This window comes from Streptomyces sp. 1222.5, from assembly GCF_900105245.1.
Lineage (GTDB): Bacteria > Actinomycetota > Actinomycetes > Streptomycetales > Streptomycetaceae > Streptomyces > Streptomyces albidocamelliae.
Map to the genome: position 1 here is coordinate 8,425,619 of NZ_FNSZ01000001.1, position 21,216 is coordinate 8,446,834.

A 21,216-nucleotide genomic window follows, 5' to 3' on the forward strand; every position below is an offset into this window, starting at 1 on the left:
CCCTTCGTTGCGGCTGACGACCTGCTTCAGCAATCCGTCCTGGAAGTTGTCGATCTGCAGGCAGGGATTGCGCAGGCCGGTGACTTCCAGGACCGCGGAGTCGCCGATGCGCACCAACGTGCCGACCGGTAGGCCGAGTAGATCGATGCCGCATGTGGTGATGTTCTCGCCGAGTTCGCCGGGCGTCACGTCGAACCCTTCTTCGCCGACCTCGGCCAAGAGCTCTTCATGGATGAGGTGCACCTGGCGCAAATTCGGCTGGGTGGGATCCTGCGCGACACGTGAGCGGTGCTTGACTGTCACACCTGCATGTACGTCCCCCTCCACGCCGAGTCCGGTGAGCAGTCTGACGCTGTTCCGGTTGGGCTTGGCGAACGAGTACTCTCTGGCCGCTCCTGCCTGCGTCGCGCCGGGCCGGAGCCACTGGCCCGCGATGAGCAGGCGGTAGCCGTAGTCGACGGTGTCCCGGGTCAGCAGGTCGGCATGGCGGCGGCGCCAGACTCCTGAGGTCAGGTCTGTGCCACCGAGCCCATCGTCACCGGCGTCCGCAGCTGCGGCGAGGGCAGCGGCACCGGCCAGGACCAGGAAGAGCACGTTGTGCGACTGGGGGCATGGGTGAGTAATCAGCGGTCCAGAGACGCAGCTTTGTCACCCGAGCGGATCGAGCGGGTGGTGCCGGTGCACGGCGAGGTGACGCAGTCGTTTCTGGCCAGGGCGGCAGCCCGGTACGGCATGCAGGTCAGGGAGCTGCTGTCGGCCGTGGCTGAGGTAGGCGGGGTGTCGAACGTCATGGGCCGGATGCGGCCGGACAGCGAGGTCTATCTCAGTGGGGAGGCACGGGATGGTGTCGCTGTGCTGTGCCGTGTCGCGCCGCATCACCTGGAGAGGGCATTGCCTGCTTGGGCCCAGGAGGAGCCGCGGCGGCGGGTGGGCGCAGGGCCGGCGGCGCAGTTCCATCACTCACCGGAAGTCGTCCTGCCGTGGGGGCCGGGCTGTCCTGGATGCGTGGTGCGGCGTACCGGGCGGCCGGAGGGTGTGCGGTGGTATGTAGGTCCGGCCCGCGGGTGTGCGGGGTGCACCGCGTGTGGTTGATGCAGGTGCCGGGCACGGCGGGCTGCGTGGTCGCGTTGCCCGGGGGCGGTGAGCTGTGGGTTCAGGCTCAGCAGTGGCATCGGAAGCTGTTGCGTCTGGGTGTGGTGGGTTGGGTGCCTTCCAGGTGGCTCGGGCGGAAGTAGAGGCGAATACCGCCGGTCAGGCAGCACACCGCTTCCTCGGCCTGCGGGTGCATCTCCCAGTGGTCGGCGTGAACGTCGGCGCCGGTCTCCACGCGGAACGTGGCGATCTGCCAGGCGCCCGAATCGCTGCTCGGCGGCGAGGCCGTGCGCAACCACCTTACGCGCCGTCCAGCGGATGGCTGTGCCCTGCAACATCCGGGTGCAACAGAGGCCGTCTTGCAGGACTGACCTGCGGCAACACCCCACGCGGCCCGGGTCTGGGCGCGCGTTGCACCCCGCGGTGCCGTCCGCGGCCGGGGCCGAGCCAGCCTGCACGGCCTTGCCCCCAGGGGCTTCTCGCACGGCCCTCGCCGGCGGAGTCTCACATGAACCAGAACGGCATGAAGAGAACGAAGGGGTAGGTGAACGCGATCGCGCCGAGGACGGTCCCGGTGACCGCGAGCCACATGCGGCCGATGCCGTTCCGGGCGTAGTGGACGCCCGTGAGGCCGAGGACGACGGCGAGCCCGCCAGCGATGAGCATCACGGGGAACAGGGCCAGGGTGAGCCAGGGGAGCAGGCCCGTCGCGGCCCCGAGACCGAGGAAGAACGAGGTGGGGCCGAGGGCGACGGCGGGTGTGTCGTCCTGGCCGGGCGTGGAGTGGGCAGGCATAGGATCCCCCTGTTTTGAACGTGTTCAAGTTGAACGCGTTCAATACTATCCCCGATCACGGCGAGAGGTGTCCGGTCGCGGGAAGGTATGCGGGAGACTAGGACTTCTGCCTTGCAGGCAAAGAAGCGTCTACTGCCTCACCGCCCGGTCCCTCGTCGACCGGGCGGTGAGAGAGTGCTCGCATGTGGCGGCCGATACAGCCCACCGAGGCGCTCGCACCGAACCCCCGCTGACGACATCTGGCGATCTTGGAGCGCACCCCGCGCGGCGATGACACCGCGGCATCCTCGGGACAGTTGGGCCCCTGCGCCGGCCCCTGTCCCGGCGACGCGCGGGCCGCGGCATGAAGGCCCCGATCGCGCAGACGCCGTCCTCCCGGCCGTTGTCCGAGCCAGAACGGATCATCCGCTTCGACGGCGGCCGCCTCGTACAGCCGACGCCTCACTCACGGTCCTCGGCAGGCTTCCGAGGGGCGGCCACTCACCTGCGGGATCCAGCCGACGGGCAAGGTCGTAGGCGGTGGCGCCTGTGCGGTCCCCGACGTGGGCCCCGACGATGTCGAGACGGCCGCCGGTGATCGAGGAGGTCACCAAGGAGTTGCCCCACAGCTTGCCGTCGATGATGATGGCGAATCCGCTGCGTGGGGCCGGAGCGTCCGCGAGGGAGCCGGTGAGGGCGGCGAAGCGGGTCCGGTCGGCAGGGCTGAGGGTTACCTCAACCTGCCAGGTGCCGTCAGCGGTGCTCTTCTCGGCCTTCGCGGAGGCGACACGGACGTCGGTCATGCCTCTGGCCTGGTCGACATGGACACAGAACGCCGGTCGGGTCGCTGCTGCGGGCACGGTGCAGCCGCCGCTGCCCTGGGCGGGGGGGTGCTCCACGGACGAGGTGACCGGCAGGAGGGAGACCGGGGCCGACTTGCCGCTGCCGTCCCCTGTGGCGGACTGAACCACGTGCGCGCGCGAGGGCGCGCCGTCTGTGAGGGCTACCCAGGCGGTGCCGACCACGGCGGCGACTAGGGCCTGTTGCGAAAGCAACGGACGACTGGGCTCGACTGCCAAAGCAGACCTCTCTGGGAGAAGCCGACGGCCAGGGGGGCGCTGGGGAGCGCGGCCGTTCAAAAATTCCCGTCTTCCGCTGGGGCGCGGGGATAGCCTCGGCGCTGTCATCGTCCAACGGGAGGGGTAGGGGTATGCAAGGACAGGGCTGGATCGAACGTACGGGAGAGCTGTTCGAAGCGGCGATGTTCGGCGGGGACACGTCCGCGCTGGACCGGTCCGACGACGTACTGGACGCGGTCGAGGCGCCGCTTTCCATGGCGCGGGGCAAGGTACTGCACGTCCGCTTCCTGAACGACCGCGAGGAGAACAGCGAGGAACTGGTGCTGTTCGAGCGCGCGGCCGAGTTGTACGAGCGTCTAGGGGACGCGTCGGGTGAGGCGGACGCGTTGTTCTGGGTTGGTTGCTGGCATCAGGTGGTCAAGGGCGACGGCGCCACCGGCAGGCCATACTTCGAGCGGTCGTACGCGCTGGCGAAATCCGTCGACGACCGGATGACGATGTCGTATGAGATTCGCCACCTGGGCTTCGCAGACAAGGACGCAGGTCACTTCGATCAGGCCCGCGAGCGGTTGACCGAATCGGTGACACTGCGTCGGGAGATCGGTTTCAGGCCCGGGGAAGCGGCCGGCCTGGTGGCGCTGGCCTACCTCGCGTCCGAAACCGGCGACCCATCGGCGGCGTTCCACCACCTCGACGAGGCCCAGTCGGTGGCCGAGAGCTGTGGTGCCAAGGCCGTGTTGGGGTGGATCGACCAAGCCCGCACACTCATCCGCTCCTAGCATCTGGCAGGAAACTGCTGGTCATAGCCACTCGTTGAGAACTGCGACCAGCACGGTCGCCTCGTAGCGGACGGCGAGCTTGTCGTACCTCGTGGTCACGGCCCGATGGCGCTTGAGGCGATTGATCCCGCACTCGACGGCATGACGTTCGCGGTAATCGGTCTTGTCGAACATTGGCGGCCGACCGCCTCGGGAGCCGAGCTTCTGACGGTTCCGGACGCGGTCCGCCGGGACTGCGAGGGTCGCCTTGATTCCGCGTCTCCGCAGGTAGGACCGGTTATTGCGGGAGTCGTACGCCTTATCGGCACGCACCCGGTCCGGGCGCCTGCGGGGTCGGCCCCGACCGAGCCGGGGCACCCGGATCGCTTCCAGGACTGGTTCGAACTGTGGCGAGTCACCCCGCTGACCGGCTGTGATCACGACCGACAGTGGCTTCTGTCCCTGCTCGATGGCAAGGTGGATCTTTGTGCTCAGCCCGCCCCAGGAGCGTCCGAGACCGTGCTCGGCCGGCTCGACGGCGATGCCGCCGGGCGGCTCCTTTTGAAGGTCCCCCTTTTTGCCGCCCCAGCGGCGTGCTGGTGGGCCCGGCAGACGGTCGAGTCGACGTTCACGTCCCAGGTGATCAGGCCTTTGACATCCGCCTCGGCCTGGAGCTGGGTGACGATCCTGGCCCAGGTGCCATCCCGCTGCCAGCGACGGAATAGGCCATAGACCCGGTCCCAGGGCCCGTAGCGTTCCGGCACGTCGCGCCAGGGGGCACCGGTCCGGGTCCGCCACCGTATGCCGTCTATGAGCTGCCGCCGCGTCCACACCGGCGGACGGCCCGGCTTGATGCCCTGCGGCAACAGCGGCTCCAGCCGGGCCCACTGCCCGTTCGTCAGATCACCACGTCCCACAGGGCGTGATCATCTACGGCCAAGATCCACTTTCACAACAGACCCTAGGCCGAACCCGGCGCGCGCCAGCCGCTGCCGACGTCGGGCGGCCCGCAACGCGCCGTCGGCCAGGCCGGCCAGACGGGCACTGTGGAGGTGGTGGAGGAGGCCGGCGGTCCTGCCTCGGGCAGGGTGGTGCGGAGCGAGGTGAGGGCCTTATGGGTCTGGCTGCGGACCGTTCCCTGGGCGACGCCCAGGATCGCGGCGATCTCGTCGTCCGGGCGGTCCTCGACGTAGCGCAGCACGATCGACAACGGTGTCGGCCCAGTCGGCGACCTGCCCGGACGGCTGGTCCGGCAGGGTGTCCGTGACCGTCTCCCGTCCCCAGCTGAGGAGCCGAAAGCGATCCACCTGGGGGGAGAGCCCGGCGCACATAGATCTCCGGCTGCTCCCGGTCACGCAGCTTCGACCTGTTCCCAGTCCCCGGTCAGCAAGTAGGCCGTGTGCAGCAGCGATCTGGACCGCGCCGCCAGTCGTTCCTCTTCGGCGTTCAATGCGCCCTCCCTCGTTCCCCTGTACAGACGAGTGGGAAAGAGGCGGTTCCAGGTGTGTTGACGGCAGTGGCCGCGTTCACCGGTCGGCTGCCTGAGCGGTCCTGCCCGGAGGCGATTCGGTGCCGGAAGACGTCTCGGGTCGGAGGACCGGCGGACGCGGTGCGGGCCACCACGTGACAATCGATCCATCACGCCAGGCGGGTGATCCGCTACCTCCCTGTGCCTATGGACACCGGGCGTCGTCGGTGCTGCCGGGCGCGGCGGTGAACCCGAACCGGGCGCGGGTGTCGATCATCAGGCCCGCGCTCGTGGCCGCCTCACTTCAGGCCTGCTCCCGATGCGGGGCTGCCGGCGAGGCCGGGAGGCGTGACCAGACGCCGGGGGGTGCGCCGCCATCTTCACGTAGGCGGCTCGGCCGCCGGATCCTGCCGAGCCGGACGATGCCTGGACCGTGTCGTCGGCTCGCTCGAACGGTACGGGCACTACCCGTAGCTGCATGGACCGCGCCCACGCAGAGGTCGGGTGCAGAAATGGCCCGCCCCACGGGTCGGGGCGGGCCGCTGACGGCAGTTGCACCCCGCTGCAACGAAGGAATCAGCAAGGTGGTCCCGTCCGCGGTTTACCAGGCCGCGACACTGCCAGGTGTTGTCCGGGTCAGCCGGCGAGAATGAGTTGCCCTCCGAGCCAGAGGAGCGCGCAGTGGAGCGGAACGCAGGCAGACCATCCTCGAGCGTTCCGCGGACCGTAGCGGACCACGTGGACCCACCCCACGAGCGTCAGCAATGCTGCAAGGCCCCACAGGATCCACGCGCACACCAGCCACGGTGTCGAAAGACCGGTGAAGATGCGCAGCGCGGCGACCGGGATCAGCACGATGAGCGGCATACCCCAAGTCCCCTCAGTGACCTGGGATGCAACAACCTGGCCCTGGGCGTTTTCCATCATGAATCCCTTCGAGTGCCATTCCCCTTTGGACCCTTCCGGCCTGTCGGTGCTGACAGGCCGGAAGGACAGGCGACTCAGTGGTTGAAGTGCCACCAGATGTCGTAGAGCGACAGGCCAGGAGACACCGCCTTGATGGCGTACTTGACGTACCACGGTCGGCTGTCGACCCACCGCTTGAAATCGTCGTACTTGCCCGCCACAGCCTTGGCAAAGCCGCCGATCTTCTTCAAGGCCCGCATGATCTGTCCCCAGTTGGGGGCCTTCAACGCCACAAGGCCATCGCCGGGCTTGCTATGAGCCGCAGCCGCCAGCTGGAAGGCGGACAGCTCCTCGCTGTTGAAGTTGGCCATGAAGGCCTGGACCTCGGGGTCCTTGCTGTCCAGCAGAGCCTGCAGCGACTCGGCCGCACCGGCCTCCTCGGCGGCAGGCGCCGCCGCTGCGCTCCTCGGCAGCTCCTCGGCACTAGCCAGCGGGGCTGCGGTCGCAAGGCCGATGGCGGCCAGCACGCTCGCGGTCACGACGCGTATGCGTATGGGGTTCACGTACACTTCCTCTTGCAGTAGCAAGGGGGAAGAGAGCATGCGGGAACGCCGGTAGGCGTCCAAACTTAACGGCCCCCGAGTGTTTTCTTCCCCCGCTTTTTCTTCCAATCAGCAGCTGGTCAGGCGCTGATCGGTCGAGAATGGACTTTAGCAGTCAAGATCACTCCCAAAACGCCCATACGCCGTGAGCATGATCACAAACGGCAAAGGGAACCTTTCGACCCAACTGGTCATCCCGTGGGTTCACAGATTTGCGCAAGCGCGGGACGCGCCCCACTTCATGGAACGGGTCGCCCGCGCGCTGCGGGAGGTGACCGACCGGGAACAGTCGCCGGACCTGTCCGACGATGACCGGGCGCTAGCGGCCACGGCGGCCGGAACGAGCCCGCAGTCGTACACGACCGTGCGTGCCGGCGGGCGCGGCACCCGGTATGGACGCGCGATAGCGCCGCTCGAGAGCAGGCGGCAGCAGCAGGGCTGCCCTTCTCCAAAGCGCCGTCAGGAACAAGATCAGTACACATCCTCGACACCCTGCTGACCAAGATCGTCGAGCACAGGACCCAACAGCTCTACCCATTCCGTGACGATCAGTAATTCGTTCACTTTCTACGCAAGCGGACGATGGCCACCCCTGTAAGCAGCACGACGATCACCACAAGAAGCCATGCCGGAAGGGCCGCCGCAAGGGCGCCGCGAGCCATCTGTACAGAGTCCATGCTGTTCGCTCAGCCTCCTAGGTCACGTTCGGAATGGCTAGATGAGACGAACTGGGCACTCGCCTGTCGCCTTCAAGTCGACCTTCGTGATCAGCCGGCCCAACGCCTCTCTCGCGTCCGGATCGACCCAGTCACCCACTGCCTGCCTCCTCGGTCACGTTCTGCCCGCCTCGCCCGCCGCACGCACCCACAGCTTCCCCACCCGCCTGCGCCACGCCGTCTGCGAGAACAGACAAATCGACGTGCGTCAGTGCGTAGTAGGTTTCACCCCCGGCCGTCATGGGGTTGAGCGTGCCCGAGGGTTCCCGGTTGAAGCTCATGTTCGTGCTGACTGCTGTCTAGATGGCCAGGCGGACACGGCTAAGCGGCCAATGCTGAGGCGTAGGCCAGGGACCACCCTGGGGTTTCGGTCCCACAGGCCGAGCAGTTCGTCGCGTTCCTTGGCGTGCGGCTCACTCACCTGGGGGTCCGGGCGCTGATGGAGGCGCTGCTGCTCTGGCGGAAATGCCGGCCGACGCGCCGTTTCGTGGCCTCCTCGGGGGGTTTGGGCCGCACCCACGTATGCACACCGGCAGCCATGCACAATCCATGCGGCACCCGAACGCCAGTCCCGCACAGCACAGTGGGCGCATGACCGGCACACACCACCGGGGGACCTGCATGAACATCCAACTCCTCGGCTGTATCGAGCTGCACACCGACCGCGGGGAGTGGGTCTCGGCCTCCCCCGCGGTCGGGGCCCTGCTGGCCGCGCTGGCGTGGTCGCCCGACACCCTTGTAGCCGACCAGGACATCGTCGACCGGCTCTGGGAGAACAGGTTGCGCGCCCCAGTGCTCGCGGTCGGGGACGGTGCTTTGGGCTTCTGGAAGGGCCTGGCCGAGGTGTTCCCCGAAACCCGCGAGCAGAGGTGCTGGGTCCACAAAACCGCAAATGTGCTCGACGCCATGCCGAAGTCCGCGCAGCCTGGCGCGAAGAAGGCCATCCAGGACATCTACAACGCCGAGGACCACGACCACGCCGAGGCGGCGATCACGACATTCGCCCAGCTCTACGGCGCGAAGTTCCCCAAGGCCGTCAAGAAGATCACCGACGACCAGGATGAGCTGCTGGCGTTCTTCGACTTCCCGGCCGAGCGCTGGATCCACCTGCGGACCACGAATCCGATCGAGTCGACGTTCTCCACCGTGAGGCTGCGGACCAAAGTCACTCGCGGCGCCGGCTCCCGCACCGCCGCCTTGTCCATGGTCTTCAAGCTCGTTGAGTCCGCCCAGCAGCGGTGGAGGGCTGTCAACGCGCCCCACCTCGTTGCCCTCGTCCGTGCCGGAGCCCGCTTCGAACGCGGCCAACTCGTCGAACGCCCCGCCGCCGTGGCAGCATGACCTGCTTCAGCCAAGCGCCCAGGGAGACATCTGCCATGTCCGACCTCGACAGCCAGGTTCCCTACTGGGATGCCGCCGCGGCCACGAAGACGTTCACCCACCCGCTCCATCTGCCCTGGCTCGACGGGATCAGCAGGCACGCCGCGATCCTCGACTACGGATGCGGATACGGCCGCATCATGAAGGAGCTCGAACAGCACGGCTTCGACAACCTCACGGGTGTCGATGCCTCACTGGGAATGATCAGTCGGGCACGGCGCCTGCACCCCACCATGCGCTTTGCCGCCCTGGACGCACCACCGGCCTCGTCCTGTCCAGACGCAGGCTTCGACGCCGTCCTGCTCTTCGCCGTACTGACCTGCATTCCCGGCGATGAAGCCCAGCACCGATTGATCAGCGAGCTGAACCGCATTCTCAAGCCCGGCGGGATCCTCTACATCAGCGATCTTCTGCTGCAGGACGACGAACGCAACCGCGCCCGCTACGGCCGCCATGCTGATCACTACGGAATCTATGGCGTGTTCGAAACCGGGGACGGTGCGGTCTGCCGCCACCACCCCCGCGAGTGGTTCTCCACCCTGCTCGCCGGGTTCCAGACCATCGACACCCGGACCATCACGGTGTCCACCATGAACGGGCACGAGTCGACCGGGATCCAGATGCTCGCCCGCAAGCCCGCCTCAGCATGAAAGCCGCTCGGATCCACAGGTATTGACACCGACCACGGTTCCGGTCTGGGCACCAAGCGGTGGGTCGTCGAGCAGACAATCGCGCTGCTGCACTGGTTCGGCCGCCTGCGCATCCGCTGGGAGATCCGCGATGACATCTACGAGGCGTTCCTCAAGCTCGCCTGCTCGCTGATCTGCTGGCGACGCCCGCGAACCGCATTCCGCTGGGAGCTCTAAGCGATGACGTCGTCGAAGTGGCGGGTCAGGTACGCCTCGAGCCGGGACTGCGCATCGGTCGGCAGCTCCGGCCGAGAGCGTCGCCGTACTGCGCCTAACTGATCCTTTCAAAATGAGCTTCGGAGGCGTCTCAAGCAGATGATGCTGCAGGCGAGTTGGAGCAGGCCGAGGTGGAGGTCGGGTCGTATCTCGTAGCGGATCCGGAGTCGCTTGAACTGGTGGAGCCAGGCGAAGGTGCGTTCCACGACCCAGCGGGTTTTGCCCAGGCCGGAGCCGTGCGGTGCCCCGCGTCTGGCGATGCGCGGGGTGATGCCGCGAGCTCGCAGGAGGCGACGGTATTTGTCGAAGTCGTAGCCGCGGTCTGCGTAGAGCCGGCGTGGGCGGTGACGGGGTCTTCCGTGCAGGCCCCGGATGCGGGGCAGTGCGTCGAGCAGAGGCATGAGCTGGGTGATGTCGTGCCGGTTTCCGCTGGTCAGCGAGACGACAAGGGGTGTTCCGTGCCGGTCGGTGATCAGGTGGTGCTTGCTGCCCGGGCGGGCTCGGTCCACCGGCGAAGGTCCGGTGTGCGCCCCCCTTTGAGGGCCCTCACATGCGAAGCATCGACGGCGGCGTCATCCATGTCCAGCAGCCCCTCGGCCCGCAGCTCCGCCAGGAGCACTTCATGCAGACGGGGCCAGACACCGGCTTCGGTCCAGTCACGCAGCCGTCTCCAGCACGTCACCCCGCTGCAGCCGATCCGCTCCGCCGGAACGTCTGCCCAGCTCACTCCCTTGGACAGCACGTAAACGATGCCGCGCAAAGCTGCACGATCCTCGACAGGGAGCCGGCCCGGATGCCGACGGCGCCGCGGCGGGCGAGGAGGCAGCAGCGGGGCTATGCGTTCCCACAGGTCATCAGGCACAAGATCATCCAACACCTGCCAAACCCTGCCCCACCAGCAACAACACCGCCAAGATCGAATCCAGCCTCATTCTGAAAGGATCAGTAAGGGACGCGTACCCGGGGTAGGCCAGAACGCGGCCGTCCGGAGGTGGTCCGGGGTGCCTATGACGGCGAACAGGGCTTGGGCCTCGTCCTGCACTGCCTGCGCGCGACGGAAGTTGCCGCTGGACTCGTGGACGGCCGCTCGGGCCGTCAACGCCCGGGCATGGGTGAGTCGTTGACCCGATCGGCGAAAACTAGCACTACCTACACCGGATTTGGTGCAAAAATGATGCGCCGTTACTCCCGCCTTCTGTTACCCGCTCCAATCCTCCACCGGCACTGACCACGCCGAGGAGCACGGGGCGCATACGAGGCCAGGGACATGGCGGGCCCGGGGAGGAAATCTCCCGGGCCGGCTGCGTCGCATTCGGCGACAGGTTCCGATTACGCCGCCCACTCCAGCCGCCGTCGTCGTTCTCAGCCGGTGAGGCCCTTTTCGAGGATGGTGCTGGGGTCCACCGGTTCGTCCGGCTGGTCGGGCTGTGCCGGGGGGTCGGCCGGGGGCTCTGCCGGGGGGTGTACCCCCAGGTCACCGGGGGGCCTCCTCGTAGGGGTTGGGCGGGGCCTTGTCCGGGATTTCCAGTGGAGGATCGGGCCGCGCCGGGGGCGGGTCCGCCTCGAAGGGCCCTAGCGGGGGGGCCACCGGATCTACCGGCGAGGCGGTGGGTACCTCGCGGTCGTGAGGGCCGCCATCGCGGTGGTGGCGGGGAGGAGGACGCCTCCCGTGACCGCTGCGGCCGCTGCAGCGATCGTCGCGAACCTCAGGCGGCCGGAGTTGTTGCGGATCTTGCGAGCCATGGGTGTCTCCCGCTGATAGTGAAGGACGCCGATCTGGCGTCCTTGGCCTCGCCTCCAGTAGGCCGGAGCCACCCTGGCGGGGTCATGCGCCGGGTTTTCGGGGTTTGACGCCGCCGCGACTCGTGGACGCTTCCAGGACCCCCAGCTGGTGCCCCGCACGGCGATCTGGGCAGCCCGACCCGCTGCTGCTGACGCCGATGCCTCCCTCCGCACAGGAGCAGTCCGCAGGAGGCCAGGGAATAGGTCACTGGACCACGGTCTCGTGTCCGCTGATCCGGCCGGGCCGCATGCGTGCACTTCCCGTACGTCTGCCGTACTGAAAGCGCACGTGACCCTGTCGGGCACCCGGGTCACACCGCAGGGTGAACCCTCGCTGCGCCTTGCCCGCCCCTTCGCCCCGCTCCGCCCGGCGGGGGCCGTGGGACGGCGTGCGCGGCGAGCTTGGCCGCCCATGCTGCAGCAGCGCGCAGCGGCGCAGGCGTCCCTGACGGATCTGAAGCGGCGCGAGCAGGCCGCCACCGAGCGGGAGGCCAGTGCGGTGCAGCGGGAGGCGCAGGGCCTCGCCCGTGAGCGTGCCGCGGTACGCCGTGCCGTCGACGGGCGACGCCGGGGCAGGCGCTGGCCGCCCGTCCGGTGGAGGAGAGCCGCGCGCCGGCCGGTGGCGGACGCGCCGTCCGGTGGCGGACGCGGTGCTCACGGCAGTGGTGCTCGGCCGGCTCTGTGAGCACCACGACCGCCTCGGCGTGCGGTCGAACCCGGCCGGTGACGCCGTTCACTTCACTCGACAGGCACCCCACCCGACTTGTGCAGTGTGGCAAGGACATGACCGATATTGGCCCTGTTCACCGCAGGGGGCGTCCCGCAGCATCCTGTGGTGGCGGTGTGGGGGCGATGCCACAGGGCCGCCCGGACCGCTGCTGTCAGGGGGACCGACCGGGGAACCCGGCACTTCACCGAGGGGGAAACATGAGCATCAGGAAGGCTGTCACCGCGTCCTTATTTTCGGCGGTGCTGCTCGGCGGCGTCCTCGCCGCCGCGCCGGCCGCCCAGGCCCAGACCAGCGGGGAGACGGGTGCGCTCTCCTGCTACGGCAGTGCGAAGTCCTATTCCAAGCCCGCGGGGAACCGCTGGTACCCGCAGGGTGGCCCGTACCTGACGGCCACCACCAACTGCGCCGACATCAACATCAAGCCCAACACGACCACGAGCATCGCGGTGTGCTGGCTGCCCAGCTCCGGCGGCTCGTACTGCCAGGGCTCGTACAAGACCGCCCCGGCGGGCCAGTGGACCGTTGTCGCGACAGACGTCAAGGACGGCACGCACTTCTACTTCGACTTCGGTTCGACGGCGGCGAACACGGGAGTCTGGGCGGCCTGACCACCGCTCCAAGCACGTTCACACAGGTGCCTGAGGGGGAGACCGGTGCAACCCGGCCGGGGAGCTCCGGCCTCCCCCCGGCGGGATACATCCGCGCGGGGTGGCTCCGAGCAGCGTCGGCGGGCGGGGCCACCCGGTGGTGGAGGCCGGGTCCGCTCGCGCCTGTCAGCCCGGGCTCCACGATCGACAACCTGTGAGCTGGGAGGCGGGGCCGCGCGCAGTGAACGGAGGGCGCCACCGAGGTGCCCCTGTCACCAGCGACGGCGGCGCCGGGGACGGCGAAGACCCCGCCGGAGCGGGGTCTTCACTGTGCGGTCAGGCTGGTGACCGTGGCACGGGTCTTAGGTCACGTCGACGTAGTCGCCGGAGGAGTTGCTAGCACCGGTAGTGGTGTTGCCGCTGTATCGCCAGCGCCAGGTGCCGTCCTGGGAGGCTGTCACGCTGGTTTTCAGGTAGCCGGTACTGCTGGCAGTCACCGTCTTGACCGTGGAGTAGCTGCTGGAACCGGCGGGCTTGAACTGCAGTTTCACCAGCCGGTCACCGTAGTTGTCGTAGCGGTGCCGACTCCAGTTGGCGCGTTGCACGGTGCCGGTGACGGTGATCGGCTTGCCCTTTGCGACGGGTTCCGGGGACGCGTTCGCGTTCTGGATACGCGAGGCACGCTGGAGGCGGACTGTCGCGGAGAGCAGGTCGGTGTCGTAACTGCCGTTCTTCTTGATGGCCGTTCCGAGGGTCTTCCACGCCGCGGCGTCACTGTTGACGAGATGGTTGCCGTTACCGCCCGGCATGCCGTCCGGGTCGATGGTCATCGTCTCGTCGCAGTCGCGGAAGGTGTAACCCCCCGCGGAGGATGTCCTGCAGCTCCACTGAGTCGTGGAGATCGCGAGCAGGTACCTGGTGGACCGGTTGGTGCGGTACGCCTCGACCCACCAGTCGTCGAGTGACACGCTGCTCTTGACCGTGTAGGTCAGCGGGGCCTCGACCTCGGCACTGAGGCCGACGACGATGGGCTTACCCTTGTTGAGGACGACGTTCGAGAAAGAGATGTCGCCTTCGGCCGCGTGTGCCGCCGACGCCGTGAGCCCCACGCCCACCAGCGCCATACCCCCGGCCACCGCCACGGCGGCCACCCGCCGCACGGTCGCCGGCAATCTCCGCTGCACAGCAGCAGACTCTGCAGTGATCAATCCCCACCCCTGAGTCGAGTATCTGAGCGGCGGATCGACTGCCGCCGCCGGAACTCTAGATCATCCATCGCATGCCGATGGCGGCCAGCTGCTCCATCCGCTCGGTGGAGAGCGTGGCGGCCCGGGAGCGTTGGTTGCCGATCGATCCCCCGAGCCTGAGCTCGCGCTGCTCCTGGTCCTCGCCGCCGCTCCCGTCCTCGTGAGCGCTGACGGCGATCCGTGCGACGTGCGTCCGGGGTACGCGAAGGTGCCCCTCGCGCTCGTAGAACTGCCGGGCGGCCGCGTAGTTCAGCGCCCACTTGTCGGCCTGACTCATGCGCGGCTTGGGCTTCTCGTGCTCGTTGGCGGGTGTGATGCCGAGGACGTGTTCCAGTATCCATTGCTGGACGGCGGTGAGTTTGTCGAAGCCGAGGCGTTGTGCCCGTACCCACCGCCCCAGGTCCTCGCCTTGGTGCACGATGTCGCCCGGCGTCATATGCAGCGCACCCGGCTTCGAGGTGCTGGCGGGTGAGGCGGAAGCAGCGTTGCCAGTCGATGGGCCATGCGGGGCACAAGGCGGGGGCGATGTCGTCCAGCTGCTCACGCCGCTCCTGGGACAGCCCGGTTGCCGATCCTACGGGCAGCCCTTCGGCTCGCCGCTGTTCGTCGATTGCCGCTCGCCGGGCCGCGGCCCGCGCGTTCTTCAGATATAGCCCTAGGCGATAACCCCCGTAGGTGGCGTCGGTCGGTGCTGCGAGGTGCCCGTTCTCGGCTGCCCAGCCGCGGGCTGCGGTGAGGCCTTCGTCCCAGGCGACGTCGTAGTGGGACCAGACCATGCCCAGCTGTTCCAGCTGGGCGATGCGGTCGGCGTCCATGTCGCCGCGGGCGTTGAAGCGGCAGGCGTCGGCGATCCATTGTCCGAGCGGGAACGCGGCGAGCGAGGCCGGCCACCCTTCGCCACCCTCCACCTCCGCCTGCTGCTCCTGGTCGTCGCCCGCGGTGGGGACGCGGTAGGAGAACGGCACCTTCAGGTCGCCGTGGAGCCGGTGGTAGATGCCGGCGTCCTCCACACCGCGTCGCCAGTGGGCTCGGGGTTGAGGACGCGGAGGTTGATGAAGGCGGCCAGCTGCGCGGGATCGCGAGGGGTGGAGAACTTCAGTAGCTGCCGGTGTCACCGTCTAGAAGACCTGCTCATGAAGGAGTGCTGTGACCTGTGGTTGTGCACTTTGATTGGTTGCTCTGATTCCGCTGCGAGGCCGTCTTCTTTCTGTGTACTTGCTGGTGGTGCGGTGATGTGATGCGCATTGCTGCTGGTCCGTCAGACCTGTCGTGTCGTGGCTTCGGGGATGCTCAGGTCGTTTTGGCTGGTGTGCACTTCTGGCGGTTCGTCTTTGTGGTGGTCGTTGTGCACCCCCCGGCCGTTACCCCGAACAATGACGGTCCTGTTCCTGCCGGTCCTGAGCCGCGGACGAGGTGGTATCACTGCTGTTCTGGGAGAGCGCGGCATTGCGCGTCGTTGGAGGGGGAGCGTATGGCTCATGGTGAGCAGGGCCAGAACGGGGTGGAGGTAGATGACGAGCGGTACCAGCCCTACCACCAGGGCGGCATCGTGTGGGACCCGCCTCTCGTGCTCACCCCCGAGCAGGAGCGTGCCAAGCAGGAGAAGGAGCAGGAGCACCGGAAGAAGTTCCTCAGGAACAGGGCGGAGTCTCGAGTACGTGGGATGCTGCTGGGTCTGGCGGTGGGGGAGACGCTGGGAGCCGCTGGGGGCAAGTTGCCGGCCGGTGGCCCGTTGCGGGCCAGCGTGAGTACCCAGTTGGCCTGCTTCACTGCGGAGGGCACCATCCGTGCGATCGTCCGCGGCAACCACAAGGGCATCTGCCATCCGCCGTCGGTGGTCTGGCACGCGTACTGCCGGTGGGCAGCCCTGCAGGGCATCGAGGCCGAGCGGATGCGGCGCCGCTGGGCCCCCTACGACACCGAAACGACATGGCCGGACGGCTGGCTGGCCCAGATACCGGTGCTGACGGAACGGCGCGGCTCCGCGCCGGCCACGGTGGCGGCGTTGTCGAAGGTCGAGCAGGGCACCCTGGAGCGACCGGCGACGGACAGCCGTGGCTACCACGCTCTGACCCGCACCCTCCCGGTTGCCGCGGTCGCTGTCTCGGATCTGGGGTACTGGACCGCGCAAGCGCGAGAGTTCGCCGCTTTGACGCATGGTGACGGGGCGGCGCACTCCGCCGCAGCCCGCGCGACCGTGCTGGTCCATCACTGCCTGACCGGCAACGGGGTACGGAATTCACTTCAGGCCGGGCTCTCCGCTCTCCCCTCCCTTGACCGGGGCCTCACCGACGACGAGCACGGGCCGCTCACTGCAGCCCTCCGGCAGGCCGTTGCTCAGCCCGCCGACGCCGGACGGCTCGCCCAGCTCGCACCGGACGCCACGGCACCGTCAGCACTCCTCGGCGGGCTCTATGCCGCTGCCTCCTTCCCTGACCGTAGCGACGTCGAGACCGCGCTGCGCTTCGCGGCCGGCGCACCGAGCGGTGCCTCGGTCGCCTGTGTGACCGGCGCCCTGCTCGGGGCGGCGCACGGTGTCGAGGCACTTCCGGGCGGCCTGGTGAGCCGTCACGAACTGGCCTGGGTTCTCGATACCTTGGCTCGCGACCTGCTGAGCGAAGCCACCGACTCGCCGAGCGGCGGCGAGTACGTTGGGGGCTGGGACCCGAACTGGTGGAACCGCTATCCGGGAGGGTGATTCTGTCGGCGGCCACGCACGGCGGTTGCACTGCTGCCACCTGTGAGCGTAAGCGGTCCGTTATTTGTACCCTGTTCCCATATAGCTACCGCCAGGGGTCCGACGCGAATGTGGAACTCAACTTCTCCGAACTGTGGTGACTCCTCACCTCGTTCTCAGACGCAGCACTCCCTGCGTCTGAGCGCGTCCCCGCCCACCTTCAGCGACCCCACAGCAGCGCTGCCCCACCGTCCCGTAGGCCCGGCCAAGCCAGTCTGCTCCCCGCACGCACGGGGAGGCCGGGTGTTGGTGATCCGGTCGTGGCGGGCTCGGCGTCAGGCGAGGGCGTTGCTGAGGTAGGCGGGCAGCGCCGGGCGGACGACCGGGCCGACTTCACAGCCGGGGGTGGTGAGTTGGTCGGCAATGATGACAACGTGGCGGCCGTGGTCGGTGCGAATGACGACGCGGAACGTTTCGCCCCGGCTGTCCCGGCCGGCCAGGTAGGCGGCCAGGACGGCCCGGCCCAGCGCGATCATGCCCCGACCGGCCGGCCTTCCGTACCGCTACCTGCGAGTACTGGCCAGAAAGCGCGCCTTGCGCACCGGGACGAGGGTGGCTGGCACCACCGGTCAGGCGAGCCCGCCACCGGCGCGGCCCCGGCGACCGGGGCGGGCGTCTGAGTACCAGCCGGAAACCGGGCTGGCAGGGGCGGCTGATGCGGGACCTGCAGACGTGTGCGGCAAGACCCGGTGGACCCCGCATCCCATGACCGTGACGTGCATCAGGTGCAGGACGTGCCCTGGCCGCTGCGAGCAGGAAGGAGCGTCCCCGGCAGATGTCAGAGATCCGCACCAATGCGATCAGACCGGAGGCCTAACCACCAGGTGCGCGACTGGGGTCGACCGTCCGTGGTGGAGGATAGCCCTGTGCATGCTCTCTTCGATGATCCCGGGCTCCGTCGCGTCTCGCTGGGCGAGTACCCCCTGTGGGACGAGGCTCTTGCGCTCCTCAACCGGGACTTGGCAGTGACTCTCCCTGAGCAGGGGCCTCTGCAACTCATGGCCCAGCCTTCCTACGAGGCGGGCGAGCCGGAGTATGTCTACGTTGCGCTGGCCAATGGCGAGTGGCACGGCGGTCACCTGTACCCAAAGGCAGCCGAAGACCTTGCTCATGCCTTGGCGATCGTCGCCGACGCCGCGCAGGACACCGTCATTGAGTGTCTGCGGCAGGCGTGGCCCCTGTGCGTCGAACACAACCTGGGCATGCATGCGCGCGAGGTGCAGGGGCAGCTCTCCTGGTGGTGCGCCGGAGAGCGGCCACGTCTCGGGCCGGCCCACATCCGCGCGGCCGTGGGCGCGCTCGGCACCCTCTGAGCCGCCCGCATCACCGCGACCGCAAGCGATGGAGACCAGATCGGCGTCACGGCGCGGTAGTCGCAGCGGGTGCGCCGTGCCGTGATTGAGGCCGTGCGGGTTGGATGTTCATATGGCGCAACACCTTGGCCGCACGGCCTCTAGTAGTGCTTCGTTAGGTTGTGGGCTGTCTGTGGCTGCTCCGAGGGCGGGGAAGGGGGCGTCCGAAGGTGGTGCAGGTGCCGGTCCAGCACCTCAGCAGGTCCTGAAGGGCGTCGAGGACCTGGTAGAGGGTCAGGCCGGTGTGCGGACTTTTGGGTCGAGCCGCCGGAGAGTGAGGAAGGCCTGGGCGGCGGTGACGAGGGTGACGTGGTGGTGCCAGCCACGCCAGGTGCGGCCTCAAAGTGGTCCAGTCCGAGGCCGTGCTTGAGTTCGCGGTAGTCGTGCTCGATCCGCCAGCGCATCTTCGCCCACCGCACCAGGTCAGCGACGGGCGTGGTGGCGGGCAGGTTCGATATCCAGTAGTCCATCGGGGTGTCCTGGCCGTCCGGCCATTCGACGAGGGGTGTCTCGACGGGCAGGACGCCGTCCCACCGGTTGCGGCCGCCGCTCGCCTCCTGAGCTGCGGCCAGGGACTGCTTGCCCGCAGGCCGCACTGTCAGCACCGCGAACCATGAGGTCATCGCGCCTTTGCTGCCCTGCCTCCAGGTCACCTCGGTGAACCGCTCCGCAGCCGCCTGCGCTGCGAGGGCGCAGACGGCTCGCGGTGGGGTGCGGTAGCGGGAAAGGGTGGGCGGTCCGAGCCCGCCGTAAGCCGGCTGGTGCGGCTCGACGTCCTCCGGGTGGGCGACTTCTTTCCCGTTCAGGGCCAGGACATAGGACAGCCTCGTTCCTGGAGGCCGAGCCGGAAGGGGGTGCTGACGCCGTAGCCGGCGTCGGCGACCACGACCGGCGCCTTCAACTGCCACTGGGCGAGTGTGTCCAGCAGGCCGAGCGCGAGACGCCACTTCTCCCGGTGCACCACGTCGTCGGGGACTCCTGCCCTGCGGCATCGGTCCGGCTCGTCCGTCCACTCACGCGGCAGATACAACTGCCACTGCAGTGGGCACGAGGCGGTGTCGGTGGCGGCGTGGACAATGACCCCGACCTGGCAGTTCGCCCGTTTCCCGACCGCTCCGCAGTACTGGCGGGCCACCCCGGACGACGCCTACCCGCACTTGGGGAACGACACGTCGTCGATCACCCACACCTCAGGAGTGATCACCTCGGACAGCCGCTCGGCGATCCGCTGCCTGACCGGCAGCGGATCCCACGGCGACTGGTTCACGAACTGCTACAGGGCCTGCATGTTCCCGTCCGGCAGCCGCTCGGCCATCGGCTGGACCGACTTGCGCCGGCCGTCGAGCATCAGGCCCCGCAGATAACATTCGCCCCGCCGCCGCTGATCCCGCCGCGGCACCGAGGCGAACACATCGGCCACGAACTCCGATAACTCACCCCGGAGTCGTTCCACTTCCCCCAGCCTCATACCAAGAAGATACCCAACACCAGGCGAGATCACCCGGCGTAACGAAGCACTATTAGGGCCTGTCCTGGCGATCACGAGCGGAGCCAGATGACGAGTGCGGCTGCGGTGACGGTGCCGAGGTAGACGTAGCCGCGTTTGTCGAACCTGGTCGCAACCCCGCGGAGGGTCTTCAGCCTGTTGATCGCCCGTTCAACGGTGTTGCGCTTCTTGTAGCGGTGCTGGTCGAAACCGGGCGGCCGACCCCCGGCGCTGGCGTCCGCACTCAGGTGGCTCTTGGTAGTGAACCCGCCACGCGAGCGGCCGAGCGCCTCACCTCCCGCACCACTCCGCCAGCCGGTCGATCAGTTCCGACCGGAACCGAGCGACTTTGACCGCCTGGACAAAGCCCCCTTTGAAGGATGGCGACGGAGCATGCCGGGCGCCGGCGGCGTGGTGGTGCGCGCGCACGGACGTCGAGTCGACCGAGACCTCCCAGTCGATCTCGCCGGCCGCGTCCGCCTCGTTCTGGATCCGCCGCAGGAGCATCTCCCACGTTCCGTCCGCCGACCACCGGCGATGGCGCTCGTGCACCGTCTTCCACGGTCCGGTGCGTGTCCGGGTACAACACCCCGATCACGACCTGACGATGGTCCCGCCACCTGCCGCAACGCCCGTTGCTCACCGGCAGAGCGGCTCCAGCCGCTCCCACTGGGCATCTGTCAGTTAACTCCTACTCCCCATAGTCGTATCAATGACTGACTGATCGTCGGAATATCGTCCGGCCCCCAGCGATGCTCGGTCCTGACCGCTGAATACGGTGGAGGGGCCCGGTTGAATGAGAGGACGCTAAAGACGTGGATGTGTATGAGGCCGTCGACAGCCGCCGGGCCGTACGGGCGTTCAGCGATGAGCCGGTGCCCAAGGAGGTCCTCGAACGAGTGCTGACCGCAGCAACGCGGGCCCCGTCCAGCGGGAACCTCCAGCCGTGGCACATGTATGTCGTGAGCGGCGAACCCTTGGCCGAACTGAAGAGGCGCGCGACGGCCAGGGCACTGGCGGGAGACCCGGGTGATGAACGGGAGTATCCGATGTACCCGGACGAACTGACCTCGCCGTATCTGGACCGCTTCTCCGCTGCGGCCGCTCAGCGATACGAAGCGCTGGGGATCGAGCGCGACGACCCCGACCGGCCTCAGAAGATCGCTACCTTGAACTCGGAGGCGTTCGGAGCGCCGGTCGTCTTGTTCTGCTACCTCGTCCGGACGATGGGGCGCGGACAGTGGGGTGATGCGGGGATGTACTTGCAGACAGTCATGTTGTTGCTGAGGGCAGAAGGGTTGCACAGCTGCCCCCAGGTGATGTGGACCATGTACCGCAAGACCGTCGGCCGTACAGTCGGAGCCGATGACGAGCTTGTGCTGTACTGCGGCATCTCAGTGGGATTTGAGAAGGAAGGCGTGCCAAGGCTGCGTACCGGGCGGGCGGACATGACGGAAACGGTGAGCTTCATCGGAGTGTGACCGCTGACGGCCGAGAACGACAGGACAGGGCCCAAATCGGCTGACTCCTTGCTCGCGCGCCCCCGGAGACCGCGGGCACCGGCCCTGTGCGCTGCACGCGAGGTACCGTCACACGGGCCCGCGGGAGGCTTCGG

Annotated in this window: 17 protein-coding genes and 7 pseudogenes; 9 read left to right on the top strand and 15 right to left on the bottom strand. The window is 68.1% G+C overall.

The window, feature by feature from the left end; translation table 11 throughout:
- Positions 1–3 precede the first annotated feature (3 nt).
- From BLW57_RS38330 to BLW57_RS43205, 4 genes and pseudogenes are all read right to left on the bottom strand, one after another.
- A pseudogene (locus BLW57_RS38330) lies at positions 4–435 on the bottom strand (MOSC domain-containing protein); the annotation flags it as partial.
- 784 nt (positions 436–1,219) lie between these two features.
- A pseudogene (locus BLW57_RS38335) lies at positions 1,220–1,366 on the bottom strand (cupin); the annotation flags it as partial.
- A 230-nt stretch (positions 1,367–1,596) separates the two neighbouring features.
- Positions 1,597–1,887 (bottom strand): hypothetical protein, encoded by a 291-nt coding sequence (locus BLW57_RS38340; RefSeq protein WP_093480249.1) that lies wholly within the window; start codon positions 1,885–1,887, stop codon positions 1,597–1,599.
- A 401-nt stretch (positions 1,888–2,288) separates the two neighbouring features.
- Positions 2,289–3,053 (bottom strand): SecDF P1 head subdomain-containing protein, encoded by a 765-nt coding sequence (locus BLW57_RS43205; protein ID WP_371127835.1) that lies wholly within the window; start codon positions 3,051–3,053, stop codon positions 2,289–2,291.
- Positions 3,054–3,076: 23 nt separating this feature from the next.
- On the opposite strand from BLW57_RS43205, the gene BLW57_RS38350 reads away from it, so the two are divergent.
- Positions 3,077–3,724 carry a hypothetical protein gene (locus BLW57_RS38350; RefSeq protein ID WP_093480251.1) on the top strand — a complete coding sequence of 216 codons (648 nt, stop codon included), beginning with the start codon at positions 3,077–3,079 and terminating at the stop codon, positions 3,722–3,724.
- A gap of 21 nt (positions 3,725–3,745) precedes the next feature.
- Here the strand turns inward: BLW57_RS38350 and BLW57_RS38355 are convergent.
- The 5 genes and pseudogenes from BLW57_RS38355 to BLW57_RS38375 form a co-directional block, all read right to left on the bottom strand.
- A protein-coding gene (locus BLW57_RS38355) for an IS5 family transposase (RefSeq protein WP_371127836.1) occupies positions 3,746–4,620 on the bottom strand; the annotation gives its coding sequence in 2 pieces (ribosomal slippage) (positions 3,746–4,284 and positions 4,284–4,620; 876 coding nt in all).
- A gap of 44 nt (positions 4,621–4,664) precedes the next feature.
- Positions 4,665–4,904, bottom strand: a complete 240-nt coding sequence (locus BLW57_RS42735) for an RNA polymerase sigma factor (RefSeq protein ID WP_256339742.1) — start codon at positions 4,902–4,904, stop codon at positions 4,665–4,667.
- Between the two features lie 481 nt (positions 4,905–5,385).
- Positions 5,386–5,469 (bottom strand): annotated as a pseudogene (locus BLW57_RS42740) (XRE family transcriptional regulator); the annotation flags it as partial.
- A gap of 338 nt (positions 5,470–5,807) precedes the next feature.
- The gene (locus BLW57_RS38370) at positions 5,808–6,038 is read right to left on the bottom strand and encodes a hypothetical protein (RefSeq protein ID WP_143050171.1); all 231 of its coding nucleotides are present in this window, start codon (positions 6,036–6,038) and stop codon (positions 5,808–5,810) included.
- Positions 6,039–6,172: 134 nt separating this feature from the next.
- Complete coding sequence (locus tag BLW57_RS38375) at positions 6,173–6,640, bottom strand: hypothetical protein (protein WP_093480253.1); 468 nt, start codon at positions 6,638–6,640, stop codon at positions 6,173–6,175.
- Between the two features lie 1,376 nt (positions 6,641–8,016).
- Here BLW57_RS38375 and BLW57_RS38385 point away from each other — a divergent pair.
- The 3 genes and pseudogenes from BLW57_RS38385 to BLW57_RS38395 form a co-directional block, all read left to right on the top strand.
- A complete protein-coding gene (locus tag BLW57_RS38385) occupies positions 8,017–8,736 on the top strand; it encodes a transposase (protein ID WP_371127878.1) in 720 nt (239 codons plus the stop codon).
- Between the two features lie 35 nt (positions 8,737–8,771).
- Positions 8,772–9,425 (top strand): class I SAM-dependent methyltransferase, encoded by a 654-nt coding sequence (locus BLW57_RS38390; RefSeq protein WP_093480255.1) that lies wholly within the window; start codon positions 8,772–8,774, stop codon positions 9,423–9,425.
- 27 nt (positions 9,426–9,452) lie between these two features.
- Positions 9,453–9,641, top strand: a pseudogene (locus tag BLW57_RS38395) (IS5/IS1182 family transposase); the annotation flags it as partial.
- Positions 9,642–9,748: 107 nt separating this feature from the next.
- Here BLW57_RS38395 and BLW57_RS38400 read toward each other — a convergent pair.
- A protein-coding gene (locus BLW57_RS38400) for an IS5 family transposase (RefSeq protein ID WP_107450029.1) occupies positions 9,749–10,557 on the bottom strand; the annotation gives its coding sequence in 2 pieces (ribosomal slippage) (positions 9,749–10,209 and positions 10,209–10,557; 810 coding nt in all).
- A gap of 1,317 nt (positions 10,558–11,874) precedes the next feature.
- Between BLW57_RS38400 and BLW57_RS41025 the strand changes: the two genes are divergently transcribed.
- Together BLW57_RS41025 and BLW57_RS38405 are read left to right on the top strand one after the other, a co-directional pair.
- Entirely contained in the window at positions 11,875–12,147 is a 273-nt protein-coding gene (locus tag BLW57_RS41025; protein WP_143051647.1) for a hypothetical protein, read from the top strand.
- 242 nt (positions 12,148–12,389) lie between these two features.
- Positions 12,390–12,800, top strand: a complete 411-nt coding sequence (locus tag BLW57_RS38405; RefSeq protein ID WP_143051648.1) for a hypothetical protein — start codon at positions 12,390–12,392, stop codon at positions 12,798–12,800.
- A 341-nt stretch (positions 12,801–13,141) separates the two neighbouring features.
- On the opposite strand, the gene BLW57_RS38410 is transcribed toward BLW57_RS38405, so the two are convergent.
- Together BLW57_RS38410 and BLW57_RS38415 are read right to left on the bottom strand one after the other, a co-directional pair.
- Positions 13,142–13,930: a hypothetical protein gene (locus BLW57_RS38410; protein WP_256339743.1), complete on the bottom strand. Its 789-nt coding sequence runs from the start codon at positions 13,928–13,930 to the stop codon at positions 13,142–13,144.
- Between the two features lie 112 nt (positions 13,931–14,042).
- A pseudogene (locus tag BLW57_RS38415) lies at positions 14,043–15,134 on the bottom strand (helicase associated domain-containing protein); the annotation flags it as partial.
- Between the two features lie 363 nt (positions 15,135–15,497).
- On the opposite strand from BLW57_RS38415, the gene BLW57_RS38420 reads away from it, so the two are divergent.
- Positions 15,498–16,724 (top strand): ADP-ribosylglycohydrolase family protein, encoded by a 1,227-nt coding sequence (locus tag BLW57_RS38420; RefSeq protein ID WP_101376916.1) that lies wholly within the window; start codon positions 15,498–15,500, stop codon positions 16,722–16,724.
- A gap of 314 nt (positions 16,725–17,038) precedes the next feature.
- On the opposite strand, the gene BLW57_RS38425 is transcribed toward BLW57_RS38420, so the two are convergent.
- On the bottom strand, positions 17,039–17,239 hold the full coding sequence (locus tag BLW57_RS38425; protein WP_256339744.1) for a hypothetical protein: 201 nt from the start codon (positions 17,237–17,239) through the stop codon (positions 17,039–17,041).
- A 390-nt stretch (positions 17,240–17,629) separates the two neighbouring features.
- On the opposite strand from BLW57_RS38425, the gene BLW57_RS38430 reads away from it, so the two are divergent.
- Positions 17,630–18,076 (top strand): hypothetical protein, encoded by a 447-nt coding sequence (locus BLW57_RS38430; protein ID WP_093480258.1) that lies wholly within the window; start codon positions 17,630–17,632, stop codon positions 18,074–18,076.
- A gap of 273 nt (positions 18,077–18,349) precedes the next feature.
- Here the strand turns inward: BLW57_RS38430 and BLW57_RS38435 are convergent.
- Positions 18,350–19,583: pseudogene (locus BLW57_RS38435) on the bottom strand (IS701 family transposase).
- A 71-nt stretch (positions 19,584–19,654) separates the two neighbouring features.
- Positions 19,655–20,285, bottom strand: a pseudogene (locus tag BLW57_RS38440) (transposase).
- 131 nt (positions 20,286–20,416) lie between these two features.
- On the opposite strand from BLW57_RS38440, the gene BLW57_RS38445 reads away from it, so the two are divergent.
- A complete protein-coding gene (locus tag BLW57_RS38445; protein WP_093480259.1) occupies positions 20,417–21,082 on the top strand; it encodes a nitroreductase in 666 nt (221 codons plus the stop codon).
- Positions 21,083–21,216: the final 134 nt, after the last annotated feature.